Origin of the sequence: Nonomuraea sp. NPDC050478, assembly GCF_044458265.1 — a bacterium.
Taxonomy (GTDB): domain Bacteria; phylum Actinomycetota; class Actinomycetes; order Streptosporangiales; family Streptosporangiaceae; genus Nonomuraea; species Nonomuraea ferruginea.
In genome coordinates this window covers 592568-611486 of sequence record NZ_JBITHT010000002.1, presented here as the reverse complement: position 1 = coordinate 611486, position 18919 = coordinate 592568, and the positions used below count along the sequence as shown (strand labels likewise).

The 18919-nt window shown below is 70.3% G+C and carries 15 protein-coding genes; 7 read left to right on the top strand and 8 right to left on the bottom strand.

Features of this window, described 5'->3' with window-relative positions:
• Positions 1 to 225 precede the first annotated feature (225 nt).
• The 5 genes from ACIBF7_RS10840 to ACIBF7_RS10820 all read right to left on the bottom strand — a co-directional run bounded on the left by ACIBF7_RS10840 (position 226) and on the right by ACIBF7_RS10820 (position 5718).
• Positions 226 to 1242 (bottom strand): serine hydrolase domain-containing protein, encoded by a 1017-nt coding sequence (locus tag ACIBF7_RS10840; protein ID WP_397196971.1) that lies wholly within the window; start codon positions 1240 to 1242, stop codon positions 226 to 228.
• A gap of 68 nt (positions 1243 to 1310) precedes the next feature.
• Positions 1311 to 2681, bottom strand: coding sequence for a sensor histidine kinase (locus ACIBF7_RS10835; RefSeq protein ID WP_397196970.1), 1371 nt, complete (start codon positions 2679 to 2681; stop codon positions 1311 to 1313).
• Positions 2678 to 3355, bottom strand: a complete 678-nt coding sequence (locus tag ACIBF7_RS10830; RefSeq protein ID WP_148032249.1) for a response regulator transcription factor — start codon at positions 3353 to 3355, stop codon at positions 2678 to 2680. The genes ACIBF7_RS10835 and ACIBF7_RS10830 overlap by 4 nt, the downstream gene beginning before the upstream one ends.
• A 268-nt stretch (positions 3356 to 3623) precedes the next feature.
• Positions 3624 to 4817 (bottom strand): NAD(P)/FAD-dependent oxidoreductase, encoded by a 1194-nt coding sequence (locus ACIBF7_RS10825; RefSeq protein WP_397196969.1) that lies wholly within the window; start codon positions 4815 to 4817, stop codon positions 3624 to 3626.
• A gap of 49 nt (positions 4818 to 4866) precedes the next feature.
• Positions 4867 to 5718 (bottom strand): SDR family NAD(P)-dependent oxidoreductase, encoded by an 852-nt coding sequence (locus tag ACIBF7_RS10820; RefSeq protein ID WP_148032247.1) that lies wholly within the window; start codon positions 5716 to 5718, stop codon positions 4867 to 4869.
• 229 nt (positions 5719 to 5947) lie between these two features.
• On the opposite strand from ACIBF7_RS10820, the gene ACIBF7_RS10815 reads away from it, so the two are divergent.
• Both ACIBF7_RS10815 and ACIBF7_RS10810 read left to right on the top strand, forming a co-directional pair.
• Complete coding sequence (locus tag ACIBF7_RS10815) at positions 5948 to 6889, top strand: RNA polymerase sigma-70 factor (protein WP_397196968.1); 942 nt, start codon at positions 5948 to 5950, stop codon at positions 6887 to 6889.
• 64 nt (positions 6890 to 6953) lie between these two features.
• A complete protein-coding gene (locus ACIBF7_RS10810; protein WP_397196967.1) occupies positions 6954 to 8177 on the top strand; it encodes a cytochrome P450 in 1224 nt (407 codons plus the stop codon).
• A gap of 309 nt (positions 8178 to 8486) precedes the next feature.
• Here ACIBF7_RS10810 and ACIBF7_RS10805 read toward each other — a convergent pair whose 3' ends face one another.
• Positions 8487 to 9818 carry a ricin-type beta-trefoil lectin domain protein gene (locus ACIBF7_RS10805; protein ID WP_397196966.1) on the bottom strand — a complete coding sequence of 444 codons (1332 nt, stop codon included), beginning with the start codon at positions 9816 to 9818 and terminating at the stop codon, positions 8487 to 8489.
• Between the two features lie 405 nt (positions 9819 to 10223).
• Positions 10224 to 10994: a FadR/GntR family transcriptional regulator gene (locus ACIBF7_RS10800; protein ID WP_148032243.1), complete on the bottom strand. Its 771-nt coding sequence runs from the start codon at positions 10992 to 10994 to the stop codon at positions 10224 to 10226.
• A gap of 167 nt (positions 10995 to 11161) precedes the next feature.
• Between ACIBF7_RS10800 and ACIBF7_RS10795 the strand changes: the two genes are divergently transcribed.
• Genes ACIBF7_RS10795 through ACIBF7_RS10780 form a run of 4 tightly spaced genes read left to right on the top strand, consistent with a single transcriptional unit; the run spans position 11162 to position 15353 of the window.
• Positions 11162 to 12400 (top strand): ABC transporter substrate-binding protein, encoded by a 1239-nt coding sequence (locus ACIBF7_RS10795; RefSeq protein WP_397196965.1) that lies wholly within the window; start codon positions 11162 to 11164, stop codon positions 12398 to 12400.
• A gap of 55 nt (positions 12401 to 12455) precedes the next feature.
• On the top strand, positions 12456 to 13349 hold the full coding sequence (locus ACIBF7_RS10790; protein ID WP_219552528.1) for a carbohydrate ABC transporter permease: 894 nt from the start codon (positions 12456 to 12458) through the stop codon (positions 13347 to 13349).
• Positions 13349 to 14176 carry a carbohydrate ABC transporter permease gene (locus tag ACIBF7_RS10785; RefSeq protein ID WP_148032241.1) on the top strand — a complete coding sequence of 276 codons (828 nt, stop codon included), beginning with the start codon at positions 13349 to 13351 and terminating at the stop codon, positions 14174 to 14176. Before ACIBF7_RS10790 ends, ACIBF7_RS10785 begins: the two co-directional genes overlap by 1 nt.
• 25 nt (positions 14177 to 14201) lie before the next feature.
• Entirely contained in the window at positions 14202 to 15353 is a 1152-nt protein-coding gene (locus tag ACIBF7_RS10780) for a mandelate racemase/muconate lactonizing enzyme family protein (protein WP_397196964.1), read from the top strand.
• A gap of 24 nt (positions 15354 to 15377) precedes the next feature.
• Here the strand turns inward: ACIBF7_RS10780 and ACIBF7_RS10775 are convergent, their stop codons facing one another.
• The gene (locus ACIBF7_RS10775) at positions 15378 to 16115 is read right to left on the bottom strand and encodes a FadR/GntR family transcriptional regulator (RefSeq protein ID WP_219552531.1); all 738 of its coding nucleotides are present in this window, start codon (positions 16113 to 16115) and stop codon (positions 15378 to 15380) included.
• Between the two features lie 354 nt (positions 16116 to 16469).
• On the opposite strand from ACIBF7_RS10775, the gene ACIBF7_RS10770 reads away from it, so the two are divergent.
• A complete protein-coding gene (locus tag ACIBF7_RS10770) occupies positions 16470 to 18851 on the top strand; it encodes a ricin-type beta-trefoil lectin domain protein (RefSeq protein ID WP_397196963.1) in 2382 nt (793 codons plus the stop codon).
• Positions 18852 to 18919: the final 68 nt, after the last annotated feature.

The following is an 18919-nucleotide window of genomic DNA, read 5'->3' as shown; positions in this document are numbered from 1 at the left end:
GGCCGTCGCCAGGTGACTCTTACGCCTCAGTACTAAGGCCCGTTCATACCCGACACGTGACGGTGACGGTCTCCTGGTCCGCCCCGCCGGGCCGGTGATCGTCGTCCAGGTCACTGGTCGGGGTGGCGGTACCGGGACGAGCCGGAACAGCCCGTGACGCCGGCTCGCCGCAGGCCGTCGCCCGACGGTGACCGTACGAGGTGACCCGGGTGTCGTACGGCGCGCTCAGGAGACCTTGGCGGCGACGGCGCGGAAGGCGGCCAGCACCTCCTCCTGGTCGTGCGCGCCGGTCGACGTGGTCGACTTGACGATCACCACGTCGTGCTCCGGCGAGACGTAGATGTACTGTCCGCCGAACCCCGCCGCCATGAAGTCACGCTCGCCGCCCAGCCACCAGTGCAGCCCGTACTTCGGGTTGACCTCGGACGGGCTGGTGGACGACTTCACCCACGACGCCGGGACCACCTGCTTGCCGTGAGCCTTGCCCTGGCGCAGGTAGAGGAGGCCGAAGCGGGCGTAGTCGCGGTCGGTGGCCTGGAAGCAGCAGTAGCCGAGGCTCTCGCCCTTGCCGTCACTGGAGATCTGGGCCGCGCCCGCCATGCCCGCGGGCTGCCAGATCTTCTTCTCGACGTAGCGGTGGTAGGGGGTGCCGGTCGCCTCGGTGATCACGCGGGCCAGGACGTACGAGTTCATGCTGTTGTACTCGAACTGGCTTCCTGGGGTCCAGTCGGGCTGCTGACGGGCGGCCATCCGGGTGAGCGACTGGCCCTGGTTCGCGGCGATCTGCATCCGGGGGACGTCCTCGCGCTCGTCCCAGTCGGTGCCGGACGACATCCACAGCAGGTGCCGGATGGACACGTTGTTGTAGCCGGACTTGCGCAGTTCGGGCAGGTACTTGGTGACGGGCTCGTCGAGCGACCGGATGTGCCCCTCCCGCAGCGCGATGCCGAGTGCCGCCGAGGTGAAGGACTTGGCCATCGACCACGACTGGAAGCGGGTGTTCCGGTTCGCGTCGGTGTACCGCTCGTGGACGATCTTCTGACCGCGCAGGACGAGGAATCCGTTGGTCTTCGTACGGGTGAGGAAGTCGTCAAGGGTGCGCCGCTCGCCCTGGTAGGTGTACGTGGCCGAGAGCGGCCGGTTGGCGTCGACCAGGTTGACCGGGTTCGCCGACGGCCGGATGACGTCGGCGGACGGGGCCGCGGGAGCGGCCAGGGTGAGCGCGATGAGGATGCTGCGCACGTCGCCTCCTGGAGTGGGTGATGGGACAGGGGCGATGATGGCGGGCGTCCTTGGCAAATCTCTGGCAGTCACTCCAGCCACGAGCGGGCCCGGCCGGTCCCGCCTGCCGTGGGCAGCCGGATCTCGAAGCGGGAGCCGGTCGCGGTGGCGGCGCCGCCGTGCAGCTCGGCCTGCTGACGGACGAGCGTCAGGCCGAGGCCGGAGCCGGGGCTGCCCGGACGGCGGCGGAACCGGGCGAACACGGCTTCACGCTCCCCGGCGGGGACGCCGGGGCCGCCGTCGGTGACGGTGAGGACGGCGGTCGCCCCGTCAAGGGCGAGTTCCACGGTGATCGGGGGCTCGCCGTGCCTGGCGGCGTTGTCGAGCAGGTTGCCGGCGATCAGCCGGAGCCCCTCGGCCCAGCCGCGCACGGTCACGCCGTCCGCCACGGACTCGGTGATCGTCGTGCCGGGGTGGCGGCGGCGGGCCGCGGCGGCGGCTTCGCGCACGATGCCGCTCAGGTCGGCGGGGGCGGAGGTCGCGGGGTCGAGCAGCTCTCCGGCGGCGAGTTGGCGGAGCACGGTGATGAGCCGCTGGACGCGGGCGTGCTCGGCGGTCAGGTCGGCGACGAGTTCGTCGCGGTCGGCGGAGGTGAGGCCGGGGTGGTCGAGCAGGGCGAGGTTGGCGCCCATGCTGGTGAGCGGGGTGCGCAGCTCGTGCGCGGCGGTGGCGGCGAAGGCGCGGGCGGTGTCGAGCGCCTCGGCGGTGCGGGTCACCGCCGCGTCGCGCCGGTCCAGCAGGTCGTTGAGCACCCCGGCCAGGTGGTCGATCTCACCGACGCGGGACCCGGTGTCCAGCCGGATCCCCGTGCGGGCGGACGGCTCCGGCGGGGTGTCGAGGGCCGCGGCCTGCCGGCCGAGCCGGACGAGCGGTCGTACCGCGTACCGCCCGAGCGCCAGCCCGGCCGCCGCGCCCGCCGCGGCGCCGGCCAGCGTGACCGTCCACACCCGCCGGCGCAGCAGCGCGAGCTGGGCGTCGAGCCGTTCCCGCGGCTCGAACAGCCATAACCGGCTGCCCCGCCGCCCCAGGTCGGTGGCCACGTACCGCCACTCGCCCGCCCCTTCGGCGTGGTCGGCGGGGCCGTCGCCGGCGGGCGGGCGCGCGGGCACGTCGCCGATCGTCAGCGGTTCCGCGCCGTGGACGTGCACGTACGCGCCCGTACCGACCGCGGCGGCCAGCCGCCGCTCCATGAAGTCCGGCGGCACGGCGGGCGCGACGCGGGCCCGCCAGGCGTACGAGGTGGCCATCGGCCGGAGCGCGTTCAGCCGCGCCAGCAGCCGTTCGTCGCGCTCGGCGCGCAGATCGGCGGAGACCAGGGCCAGCACCAGCAGCCCGGCCAGCGACACCATGAGCGGGACGAGCACGGCCAGGCAGAGCGCGAAGCGGGTGGACAGCTTCACGCCGCCGGCGCCCGCAGGACGAAGCCGACACCGCGGACGGTGTGCACCATGCGGGGCTCACCCAGCTTGCGCCGGAGGTAGCCGACGAAGGTGTCGACGGCGTTCTCGGTGACGTCGAAGTCGTAGCCCCAGACCCGCTCCAGCAGCACCTCGCGGGACAGCACCAGGCCGGCGTTGAGCGCCAGCACCTCCAGCAGGTCGAACTCGCGCCGGGTCACCTCGACCTCGCGCCCGTGCATCGTCACCCTGCGCGCGGCCGGCTCGACGACCAGCGGCCCGACCCGTACCGCGGCGCCGGGGACCCGGCCGGCCCGGCGCAGCAGCGCGCGCAGCCGCAGCACCAGCTCGCCGAGGTCGAACGGCTTGACCACGTAGTCGTCGGCGCCCGCGGCGAGCCCGGCGACCCGGTCGGCCACGTCGTCCATGGCGGACAGCATGAGCACCGGCACGTCGGCCCCGCCGGACCGCAGGCGGGCGCACACATCGATGCCGGACAGGCCGGGCATGGACACGTCGAGCACGACCGCGTCCGGCCTGCGGACGGCGACGAGCTCCAGCGCCCGCTGCCCGGAGCCGGCGGTGTCGACGCCGAACCCTTCCAGCCGCAGCCCGCGCCGCAGCGCCCGCAGGATCGCCGGGTCGTCATCGACCGCGAGGATCTGGTGACCGGCCAACGACACCTCCAGGGGGAACAGCCGAGGGGCCCAGATCCTACTTCGTCAGGTCTGGAGCACGAACAGGATGTTGGCCGCCGGGCCGGCGCCGCAACTCAGGTCGCCTGCGTGCACGACGCCCCGATCGTCGCCGTCGAAGCGAGCGTCACCCCAGGCCGTCAGAGCCGGACGGCGACAACTCCTGCGGCCGGCCGGCTTCTCCGGCCTCGAACCGGCTGGGGTCGATCAGCGGCGGGGTTGTCCACGTGGACCACACCCTATGAGGCGGCTACACGGCCGCCTTCGCGGCTGTCGCGTCCGGTGCGGCGGCCAGGCGGTGCTTGCGCCTGGGCATGCCGAAGGTCGGGTGCGAGGTGGCCCACAGCGCCATCCTGAGAATGACCGACTTGATCTGTGCGGACTTCCGGCCGCCCTGGTACTTCGCCCTCGCTCGCCCTTCGTCGTCGACCGCCTGCCGGATCCCGTCCCGCCGCCCGAGGCTGATCTGGTTGTACGTGTAGACCAGCTTGGTGTGTGGGACCTTGCGGCCGGTCAGGCGTCCCACGATCGCCTCGATGGCCTGCCGGCTCGTGTAGCCGGCCGAGGCGCAGGACATCGGCAGCGGCCGGCCGTTGTCGCCGACGGCGCAGGCGCTGTCGCCGATGGCGTAGACGTCGGGGTGCGAGACCGACCGCATGGTGCGGTCGACGACGATCTGACCAGTCCCGGTGACCTTCAGCCCGGCGGCGGCGGCGACGGGGCTGACCGCGAACCCGGCCGTCCACACGGTCGCGTCGGAGGTCAGGGCGGTGCCGTCCGTGCACAGCACCCGCTCCGCTTCGACGGCTTCGACGCTGGTGTGCTCCAGGACGGTGATGCCCAGCCGGTCGCAGGCCTGCCGCAGGTGGCCGCGGGCTCCGGCCGAAAGCCGGGCGCCCAGCTGTCCGCGGGCGATGAGCGTCACGGACAGGCCGGGCCGGGATTCGGCGAGCTCGGTGGCGGTCTCGATGCCGGTCAGCCCGTCGCCGACGACCACCACGTTCCCGCCTCCGCCCCGCGTGACCAGGCTGTCCAGGCGTTCGCGCAGGCGCAGAGCCGAGGGCCGGGCGGCGACGTCGAAGGCGTGCTCGGCCACGCCCGGGGCGCCTTCGACGTCACCGTGGCTGCCGAGCGCGTAGACAAGCGTGTCGTAGCCGAGCTCGCCGCCGGCGTCGGCCAGGGTGACGACCCGGCGCTCGGGGTCGACGGCGGTGACACGGGCCAGGCGCAGCCGTATCCCCGTGCCGGCGAAGACGTCGGCGAGGTTCGGAGTGTCGATCTCCTGACCGGCCGCCAACTGGGGCAGCCGCATGCGCTGGACGAATTCCGGCTCGGCGTTGACCACGGTGATCTCGAAGTCCGCCGGGGACAACCGGCGGGCCAGGATCCCGGCCCCGTAGGCCCCGGCGTAGCCGGCGCCGAGGACGACGATGCGGTGCTTCATGTGGTGCTCCTGTCGGTTCGCTTGCTTGCGATGGAATGACTCGGCCGGGTCACCGATCTTCTTGATCGAGGTTGCCGTGAGCCTGCGCCGAAAGGTCCTGCCAGTCGGCCCAGGTCTTGAGCCGGTCGGCGTAGACCTGCTGGAGGATCGGGTAGAAGCCCTGGCCGAAGAGCACCCGCAGGGGCGGGTCGTCGGAGTCGACGATCTCGAGGAGAGCCTGGGCCGCGGCGGCCGGGTCGCCGGCGGGCTGCTTTCCCGCGAACGCGGCGATGCGCCGGCGAAGGCCGTCGTAGATCGGGTCGGGCTCGGCCAGGTGGCCGTTGTCGAGGGGATCGGGGTTCTTGCCGCCCCTGGTGGCGAAGCCGCCGGGCTCGATGACGGTCACCTTGATACCGAAGTCGGCGACCTCCTGGGCGAGGGATTCGTTCACGGCTTCCAAGGCCCACTTGGAGGCGCTGTAGGCGGCGCTGAGCGGCATGGCCATGAGCCCGGCGGCCGAGGACAACTGGATGATGTGTCCCGAGCCCTGCTCGCGCAGGTAGGGCAGTGCGGCCTGGATCACCCACACCGCGCCGAACAGGTTGGTCTCCATCTGGTCGCGCAACTGCTGTTCGGTGATCTCCTCGACCGCGCCGACCTGGGCGTACCCGGCGTTGTTGATGATGACGTCGAGACGGCCGAAGTGCTCGGCGGCCCGCTTCACACCGTCGAAGACGACCGCCTTGTCGGTCACGTCCAGCTCCAGCGGAAGCACCGCGTCGCCGTAGCCGGCGACCAGCTCGTCAAGGCTTGCGGCGGTACGGGCGGTCGCGGCCACTTTGTCGCCGCGCGACAGGGCGGCCTCGACGAAGTGGCGGCCCAGGCCGCGAGACGAACCGGTGACGAACCAGACCTTGCTCATGATGTCTTTCCGTTCCTTGTGAGATGGCGGTTGCGCGGTCACCCCGCAGCGGGGCCAAGGTGATCGCTCAGGGAGTCGGCACCCTGACGACCATGCGGCGTTCGCGCCCCGGACTTTGTGACAGTGCGGTGACGTGAGGTGTGTCACCCATCACGGGTGTCACACATCGGCAGGCGCCGGCGCCTTATGCATAGAGCAGCAGTCGCGAATGAGCGGGCAGGAGCCAGGTATGCGGGAGCGCAGGGACGCGACGACGGGCGCAGCCGAGCCGATGGCCGGTGGCGGTCAGATGGGCCCGGCCACCGAGGTGTTCCTCGCCCATCGCAACCTGCTGTTCACCGTCGCCTACGAGATGCTCGGCTCGGCGGCCGACGCCGAAGACGCCCTGCAGGAGACCTGGCTTCGGTGGGTCAAGGTCGACCTGGGACAGGTGTCCGACCAGCGCGCCTACCTGATACGGATCGCCACCCGGCGCTCGCTGGATCGGCTGCGCACCATGAGGCGTCTCAAGGAGGACTACGTCGGCTCCTGGTTGCCCGAGCCACTGCTCACCGCGCCGGACGTGGCCGAGGACGTCGAACTGGCCGAGAGCGTGTCGATGGCGCTGATGCTCGTCCTGGAGACGCTGTCGCCGACCGAGCGGGCCGTCTTCGTGCTGCGCGAGGTCTTCGCCATCGGCTACGAGGAGATCGCGGCCGCCGTCTGCAAGACGCCGGGGACCGTACGCCAGATCGCGCACCGGGCCCGCCGGCACGTCGACGCCCGGCGTCCTCGCGAGGTGGTCTCCCCGGGCCAGGCCCGGGCGGCTCTGGAGTCGTTCCGGCGCGCGTTGGAGACCAGGGACCTGCAGGGCCTGCTCGACGTGCTCGCCCCTGAGGTCGTTCTGGTGAGCGACGGCGGCGGCGTCAAGCAGGCCGCGCCGCAGCCGATCACCGGCGCGGGCAAGGTGGCCCGCATGATCGTCAGCGGCCTCGGCAAGGCCCAGGTCACGCTCACCAGCGAGCCCACCGTGGTCAACGGCAACCCGGCGCTCCTCCTGCGCGTGGACGGCGAGATCGACGGCGTCATAGCAGCCCGGGTCGAGGACGCCCGCATCACCGGCCTCTACTACGTCCGCAACCCCGACAAGCTGACCCGCATCGCATCCGAGATCCCACTCACCCTGCGATGAACACCGGCGGAACAGCCCACACCGCCTCCGGCTTCATCCCGGACTTTTTACCAGGAGGTTCTTCATGACGAACAGCGTCGCCGGCGAACGCGCCGACCTGGAAGTGCCTGTCGAGCGTGGCTGCCCCTTCGCCCCGCCCGCCGCCTACGAACGGCTGCGCGAGCGGGCACCGATCAGCAGGGTCCGCCTGACCAGCGGCGGCGAGGCGTGGTGGGTGTCCGGGCACGAGGAAGGCCGTGCCGTCCTCGCCGACCCCCGCTTCTCCTGCGACAAGCGCAAGGACGGCTTCCCGCTCTTCACCCTCGATGCGGCGACCTTGCGGCAACTCCGCAGCCAGCCGCCGTTGATGCTCGGCATGGACGGCGCGGAACACGCCGCTGCCCGCCGCCCGGTGATCGGCGAATTCACCGTCAGGCGGCTGGCCGCGCTGCGCCCACGGATCCAGGACATCGTCGACCGCTTCATCGACGACCTGCTCGCCACCGACCAGCAGCCGGTCGACCTGGTACAGGCGCTGTCCCTGCCGGTGCCCTCCCTGGTGATCTGCGAACTGCTCGGCGTCCCCTACAGCGACCACGACTTCTTCCAAAGCCGCACCACCATGATGGTGAGCCGGACCTCCCTGGAGGACCGGCAGCGAGCCTTCGCCGAACTGCGCGCCTACATCGACGACCTGGTCACCCGCAAGGAGTCCGAACCCGGCGACGACCTGTTCAGCCGGCAGATCGCCCGGCAACGCCGGCAAGGTGCCCTCGATCACGCGGGCCTGGTGAGCCTGGCCTTCCTGCTGCTGACCGCCGGACACGAGACCACAGCGAACATGATCTCGCTCGGCGTGGTCGCACTGCTCACCCACCCGCAGCAACTCGCCCTGATCACCGCTAATCCGGACAAGACACCCATGGCCGTGGAGGAACTGCTGCGCTACTTCACCATCGCCGACGGAGTCACCTCCCGGGTGGCCATCGAAGACGTGGAGATCGGCGGGGCGCGTATCAAGGCCGGCGAGGGCGTCATCGTCTCGGCCCTGTCGGCCAACTGGGACCCGGCGGCGTTCAAGGACCCGGCCGAACTGGACGTCGAGCGCGGGGCCCGCCACCACCTCGCCTTCGGCTTCGGCCCGCACCAGTGCCTCGGCCAGAACCTGGCCCGGATGGAACTGCAGATCGTCTTCGACACGCTGTTCCGCCGCGTCCCCACCCTGCGGCTCGCCACACCGGCCGAGCACCTGCCGTTCAAGAGCGACGCCGTCGTCTACGGCGTCCACGAACTCCCGGTCACCTGGTGAGCAGGACACGGTGCGGATCACAGCCGGCACCGGACTCCGCGTCGGCTCCGGCCCATGCGTCCTGACCTGGCCAGGGCACCGTCCGGAACGCAGCCTCCACTCGCCCGGACATGCAGAACAGGAGCGGGACGAAGGTGTCGGCTCCTGGGCCACACCCAGGAGCCGACACGCTCCTGGGTGTGGCCCAGGTAGAGCTCTGCAGGACGTACCCGCCGGCGGAGATGTGGTGGGTGCGGGCGTCGATGATGCGGTCGGTGGAGGTGAGCGGGGGGCGGTGACTCGCCCCGGCGGTGGCGCCCTCGCGGACCGTCAGGCGCGGGTCCACTTCTGGTTGGCGCCGCCGTGGCAGGTCCAGATCTGCGTCCTGGTGCCGTTGGCGGTGCCGGCGCCGCTGACGTCCAGGCACTTGTTCGCGCCGACCGCGGTGATGCTGCCGTCGGCGTTGAGGCGCCACTTCTGGTTGTTCTGGCCGTTGCAGTCCCAGATGATCACCGCGCTGCCGTCGGCCGTCCCGGCCCCGTTCACGTCCAGGCACTTGCCGCCGTACACCCGCAGCTCACCGGCACTGGTCACGGTCCACTGCTGATTGGCCTGGCCGTTGCAGTCCCAGATCAGCGCCTGCGCGCCGTTCGCCTGGGAAGCGCCGTTGACGTCCAGGCAGCGGTTCGACCCGACACCCCGCAGCGCGCTCGTGTCGGGCGGATTCGGGTCGCCGCCTCCCAGTTGCGTGAAGAAGTTCCAGACCACGGGCCTGGTCCAGGAGTTCTCGCCGGGTTCGAAGTCGCCAGGTCTCCCGTCCACGGGACCGGGGGTGTGGCCGGCGTCGAACGCCGCCCACGCCACCGGATACCCGGTCCGGCACCCCGAGTAGTAGGTGACGATGTGCGTCAGGCTGCCCTGCGCGGGCTCCTGCGGGTTCTGGGGTGTGCAGCCGTTGTTCCTGACGAACCGGTCACGTAGCGACCGGCCCGCGGAGATGTTGAGCACCGAATCCCTGAGGCCGTGCAGTCCGATGTACGCGACGGGCTCCGTGCCGCCGCTGCACCCGCTGAGCTGCGCGCCGGCGTAGACCGCCACCGCGCGGAAGACCGTCGCCCGGGCGCACGCGAGCGCGTAGCTCATGCCGCCGCCGTAGCTGAAGCCCAGGGCGAAGCGCTGTGCGGTGTCCACGCAGAGGTCCGCCTCGATCCTCCGGATCATGTCGTCGACGAAGGTGACGTCCTCACCGCCCGAGTTGGCCCAGCCGTTGTTGAGTCCCTGGGGCGCGACGAAGATCGCGGTGCCGTTCGACAACGCCCTGAGCCCGTAATAGGACCACGGATAACCACTGGTTCCGCCCGAGTCGACGTCGTTGGCGGTGCCGCCGTTCCAGTGGAATCCGAAAATCAACCGGTAGGGGGTGGTGTTGTTGTAGCCGTCTGGAATTCTCAGGACGAAGCTTCGATTTCTGCCGTTCGTGGTAATCGATTGGGCGCCGCTTCTGAGCGTCGGGGTCTTGCCGCATCCCGCGGTGGGCGCGAGGGCGCTCTGTTGCGCGCGCGACGGGGTCGCGCTGTCGCCCAGCGCCGTCTGCCCCGTGGTCGGAACGACGAGCAGTGCCGCCGACGCGATGGCGGTGAGGAGGAGCCTGAACCTCGACATCACGCGATTTCCTTTGCCGTTGTGGTGGTGCCACACGTGAATGGGAAGTATGTGCCTCGCCTTGCGGGCGCCGGTGATATCAGGGTCGACGCCGCCACGTTCCGCCGATCGAAACCCGCCGACCGGCGCGCATCGGTCAGCTGGTCGGTAATTTCAGGTGTTAGCGCTAACGCAATAGCGCTGTAATCGGTCCCCCTTTCTTTCGGGCGGCTGATGGCGATGGTGCAGCGGAGCAAATATGACCGTGACAAGACCTGTCAAGGCCCGGCCCGCCCGACGTCGCGGGCCCTCGCCCGGGGAGATCCCGCCGCTCCTCCGCCTGACCAGGACAAGCCGCCGCGGCCACCCCTGATCTGCCGAGATGAAACTTTCAGATCGTCCGGATGCCCGAGCGGGGTGCCCGTGCTAGCGCTGCAGCCGTACGGGATCGGCCGTCCCGCTGCGGCGGACGATCCAGGCGTCGGTGATGTGGCGGAACATCGCCTCGGCGGCGCCGTCGGGATCGTGCGCGGCGATGCGTTCGTAGATGCGGCGGTGGCCGAGGTTCGACGCCACGCACAGGGCCCGCTCGGTCCTGCCCAGGTAGCGGGCGGTGTTGACGACCTGGCCTTCGAGTGACCGTACGACGCCACGAGCGATGCGGTTGCCCGAGGCCCGCATGATGGTGTCGTGGAAGGCGCGGTCGCTCTCGGCGTACGTGACCGGATCGTCCACGAGCTCGTCCATGTGATCCACCAGCGCTCGTAGCTGATCTACGGTGTCCGGCCCGGCCAGGCGGGCGGCGACGTTGGCCATGTCGGACTCCAGCACGCGCCGGGTGACGACGAGGTCGTCGAGGATCGCCAGGCTCTCGTCCTCGGCGATGGTCGCGGTGAGGACGAGCTCGTCGAGCATGTCCCAGGTCGCCGGGGGAGTGACCATGGTGCCGGAGCCCTGGCGGACCTGCACCAGCCCTTTCTCCTGCAGGATCTTCACCGCCTCCCGCACGACGGTGCGGCTCACGGAGAAGGTCTCGCACAGCGCGGGCTCGGGGGGCAACGGTGTCCCCGGCGGGTGCACACCGCGCACGATGCGCTCCACCAGCTCGGCGGTAACCGCTCTGGCGAGACTCGCCGGGCGGCGTACCCAGGCCGGTGGCGCCGGGTCACTGCCGGCCGTTTCCCGCGATGCCGTCATGTCGCCTCCGGTGGCCTGGCAGGTGACAGCGTCACCGCGGTCAGTATACGCACGATCCCTTGCCGTGAGACGTCATACGAATTACGTTTGACCGCAGACGGCCTGATCCGGCGGCCGCTCCCGGAAAGCGGGCAGCGATGAAGCACCGAGCGTTATGGTCGGCCCTGATGGTCGCGGCCCTGGCCGTGGCCGGCTGTGGAAGCGCGACCCGGACGGGCACCCCGTCCGGAGACTCGCAGCGGAAGCTCGTGGTCTGGGACTGGAAGTCCGGTGAACCGGCCGCCGCGGCCTACGTCGAGAAGGCGAAGGCGGACTTCGCCCAGCGGCATCCGGGGGTCACTGTCGAGTTCGTCGCCCAGCCGTACGACCAGTACTACACCCTGCTCGGCACGGCGAGCCAGTCGGACAAGGCGCCCGACGTCATGCTCTTCAACGGGGGTGGGCAGATCCGTGACCGGGCCGGCACGCTCCTTCCGCTGGACCGGTACGTGGCCGAGGACAGGAGCCGGCTGGCGGGCTGGGACGCGTTCAGCGAGGACGGCAAGGTCTACGCCGCACCGGTGACCCTGCAGGGGCACCCGATCTACTACAACAAGACGCTCTACGAAGCGGCCGGCCTCGACCCGGCTGACCCGCCCAAGACCTGGCACGAGTTCGTCAGCGGCTGCGCCGCCATCAAGAAGGCGACCGGGGCCGCCTGCTTCGCGCTCGGGAACAAGGAAGGCTTCGGCATCCAGTTCTTCCTGTCGGGCCTCGGATCCGGGATCCTCACGCCCCGGGAGTACGACGACTGGATCGCCGGAAAGCGCGACTGGACCTCTCCCCACGTACGGCGGATCTTCGAGCTGTGGAAGGACGCCGGCGACAAGGGGCTGAACAACCGCGGCGCCAACTCCACCGCGATGTTCACCGACATCTTCACAGTCTTCGAGACCGGAAAGGCCGCTCACATCATCGGCCTGATGTCGGATATCGGGCACTGGAAGGACTTCGGAGAGTTCCTGCCGCCCGAGAAGATCGGCGTCATGCGGGCCCCGGTCGTCACCGACGGAGCCACCCCGAGCCTTCCGTATGACGGCGGCATCGGCTACGCGGTCGCGAAGGGGACGAAGGACCCCGCACTGGCCGCCGATCTGGTGCGAGCCCTGACCTCGACCGACGCCTTGACGGCGTTCTACGCCGAGGCCGGCGCGATCACGTCCGACACCACGATCGACGTCTCGCGGGCCGGCCCGGCCGCCACCGCGATCGTCTCTGAGATCAGGACCGGCAGGCCCGCCCTGCACGTGGCGCTGTCGTCCAAGACCCTGGATTTGATGGGACGGCTGTCCCAGCAGCTCCTGAGCGGGTCGGCCACCGTGGGCGAGGCCGTGGAGCAACTGGCCGCCTCCGACCGGACGGGCTGACCGCGTGCCGATCGGAGGCCCGTCGCCGCCGGCCCGGCCGGCCGGCGGAGCGGCCGTGAAGCGACGAGCCCGTACGGCAGCCGGCACGGTGCGCGCCGAGCGCCTCGCGCCCTACGTCCTGGTGGCCCCGGCCGTACTGATCATCGTGGCGCTGCGGCTGTGGCCGCTGGCCCTGGGAGTCAACTTCTCCTTCACGGGCGATGGCGAGTTCAACGGAACCTTCGTCGGGCCGGGCAACTACCTGGAGCTGGCCGGCGACCCGCTGTTCCACCTCTCGCTGCGCAACGTCGGGCTGCTGGTGCTGCTGCTTCCCCTGGCGGTGGCGATTCCGGGTCTGCTCGCGACCTTCATCTATCTGCGGGTGCCGGGTCACCGGGTCTACCGCAGCGTCTACTTCTTCCCGGCCGTGCTCTCACCGGTGATCGTCGGCGCGATCTTCAACCTGATGCTCGGGTACGAGGGCCCGTTGAACTCCGCCCTCGCGGCGATCGGCGCCGGCCCCGTCGACTGGCTGGGCGATCCGGGCATCGCCATGTTCACGGTGGTCGGCGTGCACATCTGGGCGACGTTCGGGATGGCCCTGGTGGTGTTCCTCGCGGGATTCAGCACCCTGGACGCCTCGCTGCTGGACGCCGCCCGCGTGGACGGCGCGTCACTCCGCCGGACCATCTGGCACGTGATCATCCCGAGCCTGACCCGCACCATTCAGTTCGTCTTCGTGACGACGATGATCGGAATGCTGACGTCCATGTTCGGCCTGCTCTTCGTCATGACCAGCGGGGGCCCGGAGGGGTCCACCTACCTGCCGGAGTATTACATCTGGCACCAGCAGGGACAGATGAACCGGCCGGCGCTCGCCTCGGCCGCCTCGACGGTTCTCTTCGTCGTCATGCTCGTGGTGGGGCTCCTGCAGATCACCCTGCTCCGTCGCGCCGGGAGGCAGGACTGATGCCCAGGACGCGTCCGGCCAGGTGGGTGGCCGCCGTTCCGATGGCCGCTCTCGCGCTGGCGACGATCTATCCTCTCGTGTTCACCGCCAACGTCGCGATGAAGACCCGCCGGGAGTACGTCCTCGACCGGTTCTCCCCGGCGGGTTCCCCGCGGTGGGACAACCTCGCCGAGGCGTGGGCCGGCGCCGGAATGGCGGGGTACTTCGTCAACTCGTTCATCGTCGTGGCGTGCGCCGTGGCCCTGCTGCTGCTGTTGGGGTCGATGGCGGGCTTCGCGCTGGCTCGGCTCCGGTTCCGCGGTTCCTCGATGATCTTCCTGGGTTGTCTCGCGGGACTGTTCGTCCCGTTCCAGGTGATCATGGTCCCGCTCACCAGGGTCATGGCCGACAGCGGGCTCATCGACACCTATCCGGGGCTGATCCTGGCCTACGTCGCCCAGTTCCTCCCGTTCACCGTCTTCCTGATGACGAGTCACTACAGGACCATTCCGGCGGAGATCGTCGACGCGGCCAGGATCGACGGCAACACGGTGTACGGCGTGTACCTTCGGATCATGCTCCCGCTGGGCGCTCCCGCGCTGCTGTCGGTCGGCATTCTCGACGCCCTGTTCTGCTGGAACGACGTGCTCATCGCCCTGCTCATGATGCCGTCGCCGGAGAACCGCACCCTCATGATCGGGGTCAACGCCCTGCGCGGGCAGTATTCCGGCGACATCCCCGTCTTCGCCTCGGGTGTCCTGATCGCCGCGGTGCCCGTGCTGATGATCTACCTGTTCCTCCAGCGCCAGATCACCGACGGGATCACCGCCGGCTCCACGAAAGGCTGACATGCGGATCACTGGCTATCGCACCATGACGACGGTCCAGGAATGGGGTCGTCCCGTCGGTGACGTCAACGGTGTCTTCGCCGACGGAGTCGTCCCGGTGCCGCTCGTCATGGTGGACACCGACGAGGGGATCACCGGCGTCGGCCTCGGGCCGCACGTGGAGATCGAGACGGTCTTCGCCGCGATCGAGGGAGAGGATCCGCGCGGCGTGACGGCGCTCTACGACCGCATGCTGCGGCGGACCTTCAAGGCGGGCCACGCCGGGGCCGTGTTCGGCACGATCGGCGCGCTCGACACCGCCCTGTGGGACATCAAGGCGCGGGCGGCCGGTGAGCCGCTCTGGCGCCTGCTCGGCGGGCGCGACCGGGGGGTGCCCGCCTACGCCTCCGGCCTCGACATCGGCCTGTCCGACGACGAACTCGTCTCCGTCTACCAGGTCTACGCAGGGCACGGTCTGCGCGCGGCCAAGGTCAAGGGCGGCCTCGACATCGAACGCGACCGGCACCGCCTCACGCTGGTACGGGAGGTCCTGACCGAGGCGGGGCGCGGAGCGCGGCCGGGCCTGATGCTCGACGTGAACGAGGCCTGGAACCGCAAGCAGGCGGTCCGGCACGTCTGCGAGCTCGAACGCACGCTGGATCTCACGTGGATCGAGGAGCCGGTGCGGCGGTGGGACGCCGACGGCCTGGCCGCGGTCGGCCGCGGGATCCGCGCCTCCGTCGCCACGGGGGAGAACCTCACCGGCCTTGAGCAGTTCCGCCCGCTGCTGGCCGCGGGCGCCGTGGACATCGTCCAGACGGCCGTCGTCTGGGGGGTGTCCCATTTTCTCCGGGTGTCCGCGCTGGCGCACGCCCACGACCTGCCGGTCAGCCCGATCGGCGCCACGCCCGTCGCGCTGCTGCACGCCGCGACGTCGGTGCCGAACCATCTGGCCAGCGAGCTGCAGGATCTGCACCCGCCGTTCGGGCTGTCGCTCGACCTGTACGTCGAGGACGGCGCGTTCGTCCTCGGCGACTCGCCGGGTCTGGGCATCACGGTCGATGAGCAGGCGATCAACGCGTTCGCCCGCAGTCCGGACACCAGGGCGGCCGAGGGCCCCCACATCCGGCCGGAGCACGCCGGGCGGCGGCTGCTGGCGGTCGACGACCGCTCACCCGCGACGCGGTCTCCGGGATGAGCCGGAGCCGGGCGCCCGCCCGGATCAGGGGGACGAGAAGAGACGCTGCTGGATCTCCTTGCGGTAGTCGTCGAGCGTGTTGTCGATGTGCAGGGCCGCGGACTGGGCGGCGGCCTCGGGGTCGCCGGCGCGGATGGCCTGGTAGATGGCGTCGTGCTCCTCCACGGCCTTGGCGGCGTGCCCGCCCACCGAGCCGCGCAGGCCGATGAGGCTCGACTGCGCCTGCAGCCTGCGGGCCTCCCGCACGCCGACCTGGAGGAACATGTTGTGCGAGGCGGCGGCGACAGCGGTGTGGAAGGCGTCGTCGCCCTCGTTGAACAGCTCCTCGCGTCCGGTCTCGTAGCCGCGGCGGCACAGTCCGGCCGCTTCTTCGATGGCCCGCAGCTCGGCGGGCGTGGCGCGCCGGGCGGCCAGCCGGCTGGTCTCCATCTCCTGCGTCCGGCGGAACTCGAACAGCATGTAGACGTGGTCGAGGTCGGTCGGGAGGAAGAAGGCCCCCCAGCGCCCGGTGCCGAACATCCCCTCGTCGTCGGCCACGTACAGGCCGCGGCCCTTCTGGGCGCGTACGCGGCCGAGCGCGGAGAGGATCTTCACCGCCTCGCGCACCACGGTGCGGCTGGTGCCCAGTTGCCGGGCCAGCTCGTTCTCGGTCGGCATGCGGTCACCCGGACGCAGGCCGAGCCTGACGATCAGTTCGAGCACCTGCTCGGCGGCTACCTCGTAGCCCGGCCGGTATCCGCTCTCGCGCGGGGCCTCAGTCACCGTGCTTCCTCCTCGGCGTTCCCTGAAGAGTATGACGGAAGAGCCGACCCTCCACGCCTCCGGCGCCGCCCAATAAGTACGACACATATGAACGGTTCATTCGAGAGTCGCGGGCGCAGACAAGCGTGGTCACCGGTGTTACCACTGGTAAAAGCGTAAAGCGGCGCCCCATGGTCGCACTCTCAGTGCGCGCATCGGGAAATAAGAAGGCTTAAGGGGTTGACGGGTATCCCTACTCCAAAGGTAATTAGGAGCGAGACCGGCGGTCCACGCCCGCTCGGCCCCGCAACGGCGTCACCTGCCTGACGACCAGGGCGTGACCTGGCCAAACGCCTACCCCCCGAAGGAACGACTGTGCACTTACCGCCACCCGTCACGATGCTCAGACCGGTCCTGATCGGCGTCGTCACCGCCGCGCTGGCCGCGGCGTTCGCCCTCGTCGCCCCCGCCACCCCGGCCCGCGCGGCCACCACGACCCTGTACGCGTCACCCGCCGGCACCGGCACCGGCTGCACCTCCAGCCAGCCGTGCTCGCTGGCCGCGGCGCAGACGGCGGTACGTTCGCTGAACGCCGGGATGTCCGGTGACATCGTCGTGGAGCTGGCCGGCGGGGTGTATCGGCTGTCCTCGCCGCTCCGGCTGACCGCCGCCGACTCCGGCGACAACGGCTACGTCGTCAGATGGCAGGCCGCGGCGGGGGCCGTCCCGGTCATCAGCGGAGCCAGGGCGGTCACCGGATGGACCCTGGCCGACTCGGCGAGGAACATCTGGCGCGCCAACGTCGGGGCGGGGATCGACACCCGGCAGTTGTACGTCGACGGCGCGCTCGCCACCCGGGCGCGCACCGCCGTCAACCGGTCCGACTTCACCGCGAGCAGCACCGGGATGAGGTTCACCAGCAGCGCGCTGAGCTACCTGAACAACCTCGCCGACCAGGGCCGGGTGGAGATGGAGAGCGTCGGCTCCTTCACCGACCGGTACGCGCCGGTGCAGAGCATCAGCGGAAACCTCATCACGATGCGGCAGCCCGCCTGGAACAACAACAACTTCGGGTACGACACCTTCACCAGTCCGCACCGGGCGGGGCCGCTCCACCTGACCAACGCCTACGAGTTCCTCGACTCGCCGGGGGAGTGGTACCTCGCCCCCGCGACCGGCACCCTGTCCTACATCCCGCTCCCCGGGCAGAACATGAGCCAGGTCAGCGTGGAGCTGCCGGTGCTCCAGTCGCTGGTGCACGTGGGGGGAACCTACGACGCGCCCGCGCACCACATCACCTTCAGCGGGATCACCTTCACCGGCACGAGCTGGCTCGGCCCCGGCGTCAACCAGGGCTACGCGGACCAGCAGACCGGCGCCTACATAGCGGGCAACTGGAGCTGGCCCGCCTTCACCTCCTGCCACCAGGGCTGCCGGCAGTTCGAGGCGACCCGGCCGAACTGGTACCAGATGCCGGCCGCCGTGCAGGTCTCCGCGGCGAACACCGTCACCTTCACCGACTCGCGCTTCGTCAACCTGGGACAGACGGTCATCGGCATCGGCAACGACGCCAACGCGCACGCCAGCGGTGTCGGCCTGGGCGCCGCCGGCATCACGGTCACCCGGTCGGAGATCGCCCGCAGCTCGGCCGGCGGCATCGTGGTCGGCGGCGTGCGCGCGGACGCCCACCACCCGAGTGACCAGCGGATGGTCAACCGGGACATCACCGTCAGCCACAACCGCATCCACGATCTCGGCCTGGACCACCGGGGCGTCGTCTCGGTCCTGTCCACCTACGTCACCGGCACCGACGTGTCCCACAACGAGGTCTACAACATGCCGTACACCGGCATGTCGATCGGGTACGGCTGGGGCGCCAACGAGCCGGGCGGCAGCACCCACTACGCCGACCGCGGCCTGTACGACTTCCAGCCGCGCTACACCACGCCCACCACCGCCTCCGGCAACCGGCTCGTCGGCAACTACGTGCACGACGTCATGCAGCAGATGACCGACGGCGGCTGCATCTACACGCTGTCGTGGAACCCGGGCGCGGTGATCAGCGACAACCACTGCCTGCGCACCAACGGCTGGTTCGGCATCTACTTCGACGAGGGTTCCCGGTACTACACCGTCAGGAACAACGTGCTGGCGAACACCGGCACCTGGGCCACCGCCAACTACTGGTACGGCGAGAACATGGGCGACTTCACCGTCACCGGCAACTGGTCGACCAACGGCAGCACCAACGTCACCAACGGCGACCGCGGCAACGTGGTGAACACCAACGTCACCGTCACCAACGGCGCCTGGCCGGCCGGCGCCCAGGCCGTGATCGCGTCCGCCGGGCCCGGGGGGCAGCCCTCGGGGGACACGGGCGCGTTCAGGGGAGTCGGGTCGAACCGGTGCCTGGACGTCAACGGCGCTTCCCAGGCGAACGGCGCGCAGGTGCTCATTTGGGACTGCAACGGCCAGCCCAATCAGCAGTGGACCGTGACCAGCGCGGGTGAGTTGCGGGTGTACGGCGGCAAGTGCCTGGACGTGAACGGGGCGGGGACGGCGGACGGCAGCGCGGTGATCATCTGGGACTGCAACGGCCAGAACAACCAGAAGTGGCGCCTCAACGCCGACGGCAGCATCACCGCGGTCGGCGCGAACAAGTGCCTGGACGTCAGCGGCGCCGGCACCGCCAACGGCACCAGGACGCAGATCTGGACCTGCCACGGCGGCACAAACCAGAAGTGGACCCGCGCCTGACGGGCCCCGTCTCCACCGCGGCCCGAGGCGGAATCCCGGGCGCCTTGCCCTGACTGGTCTTCCTGTCG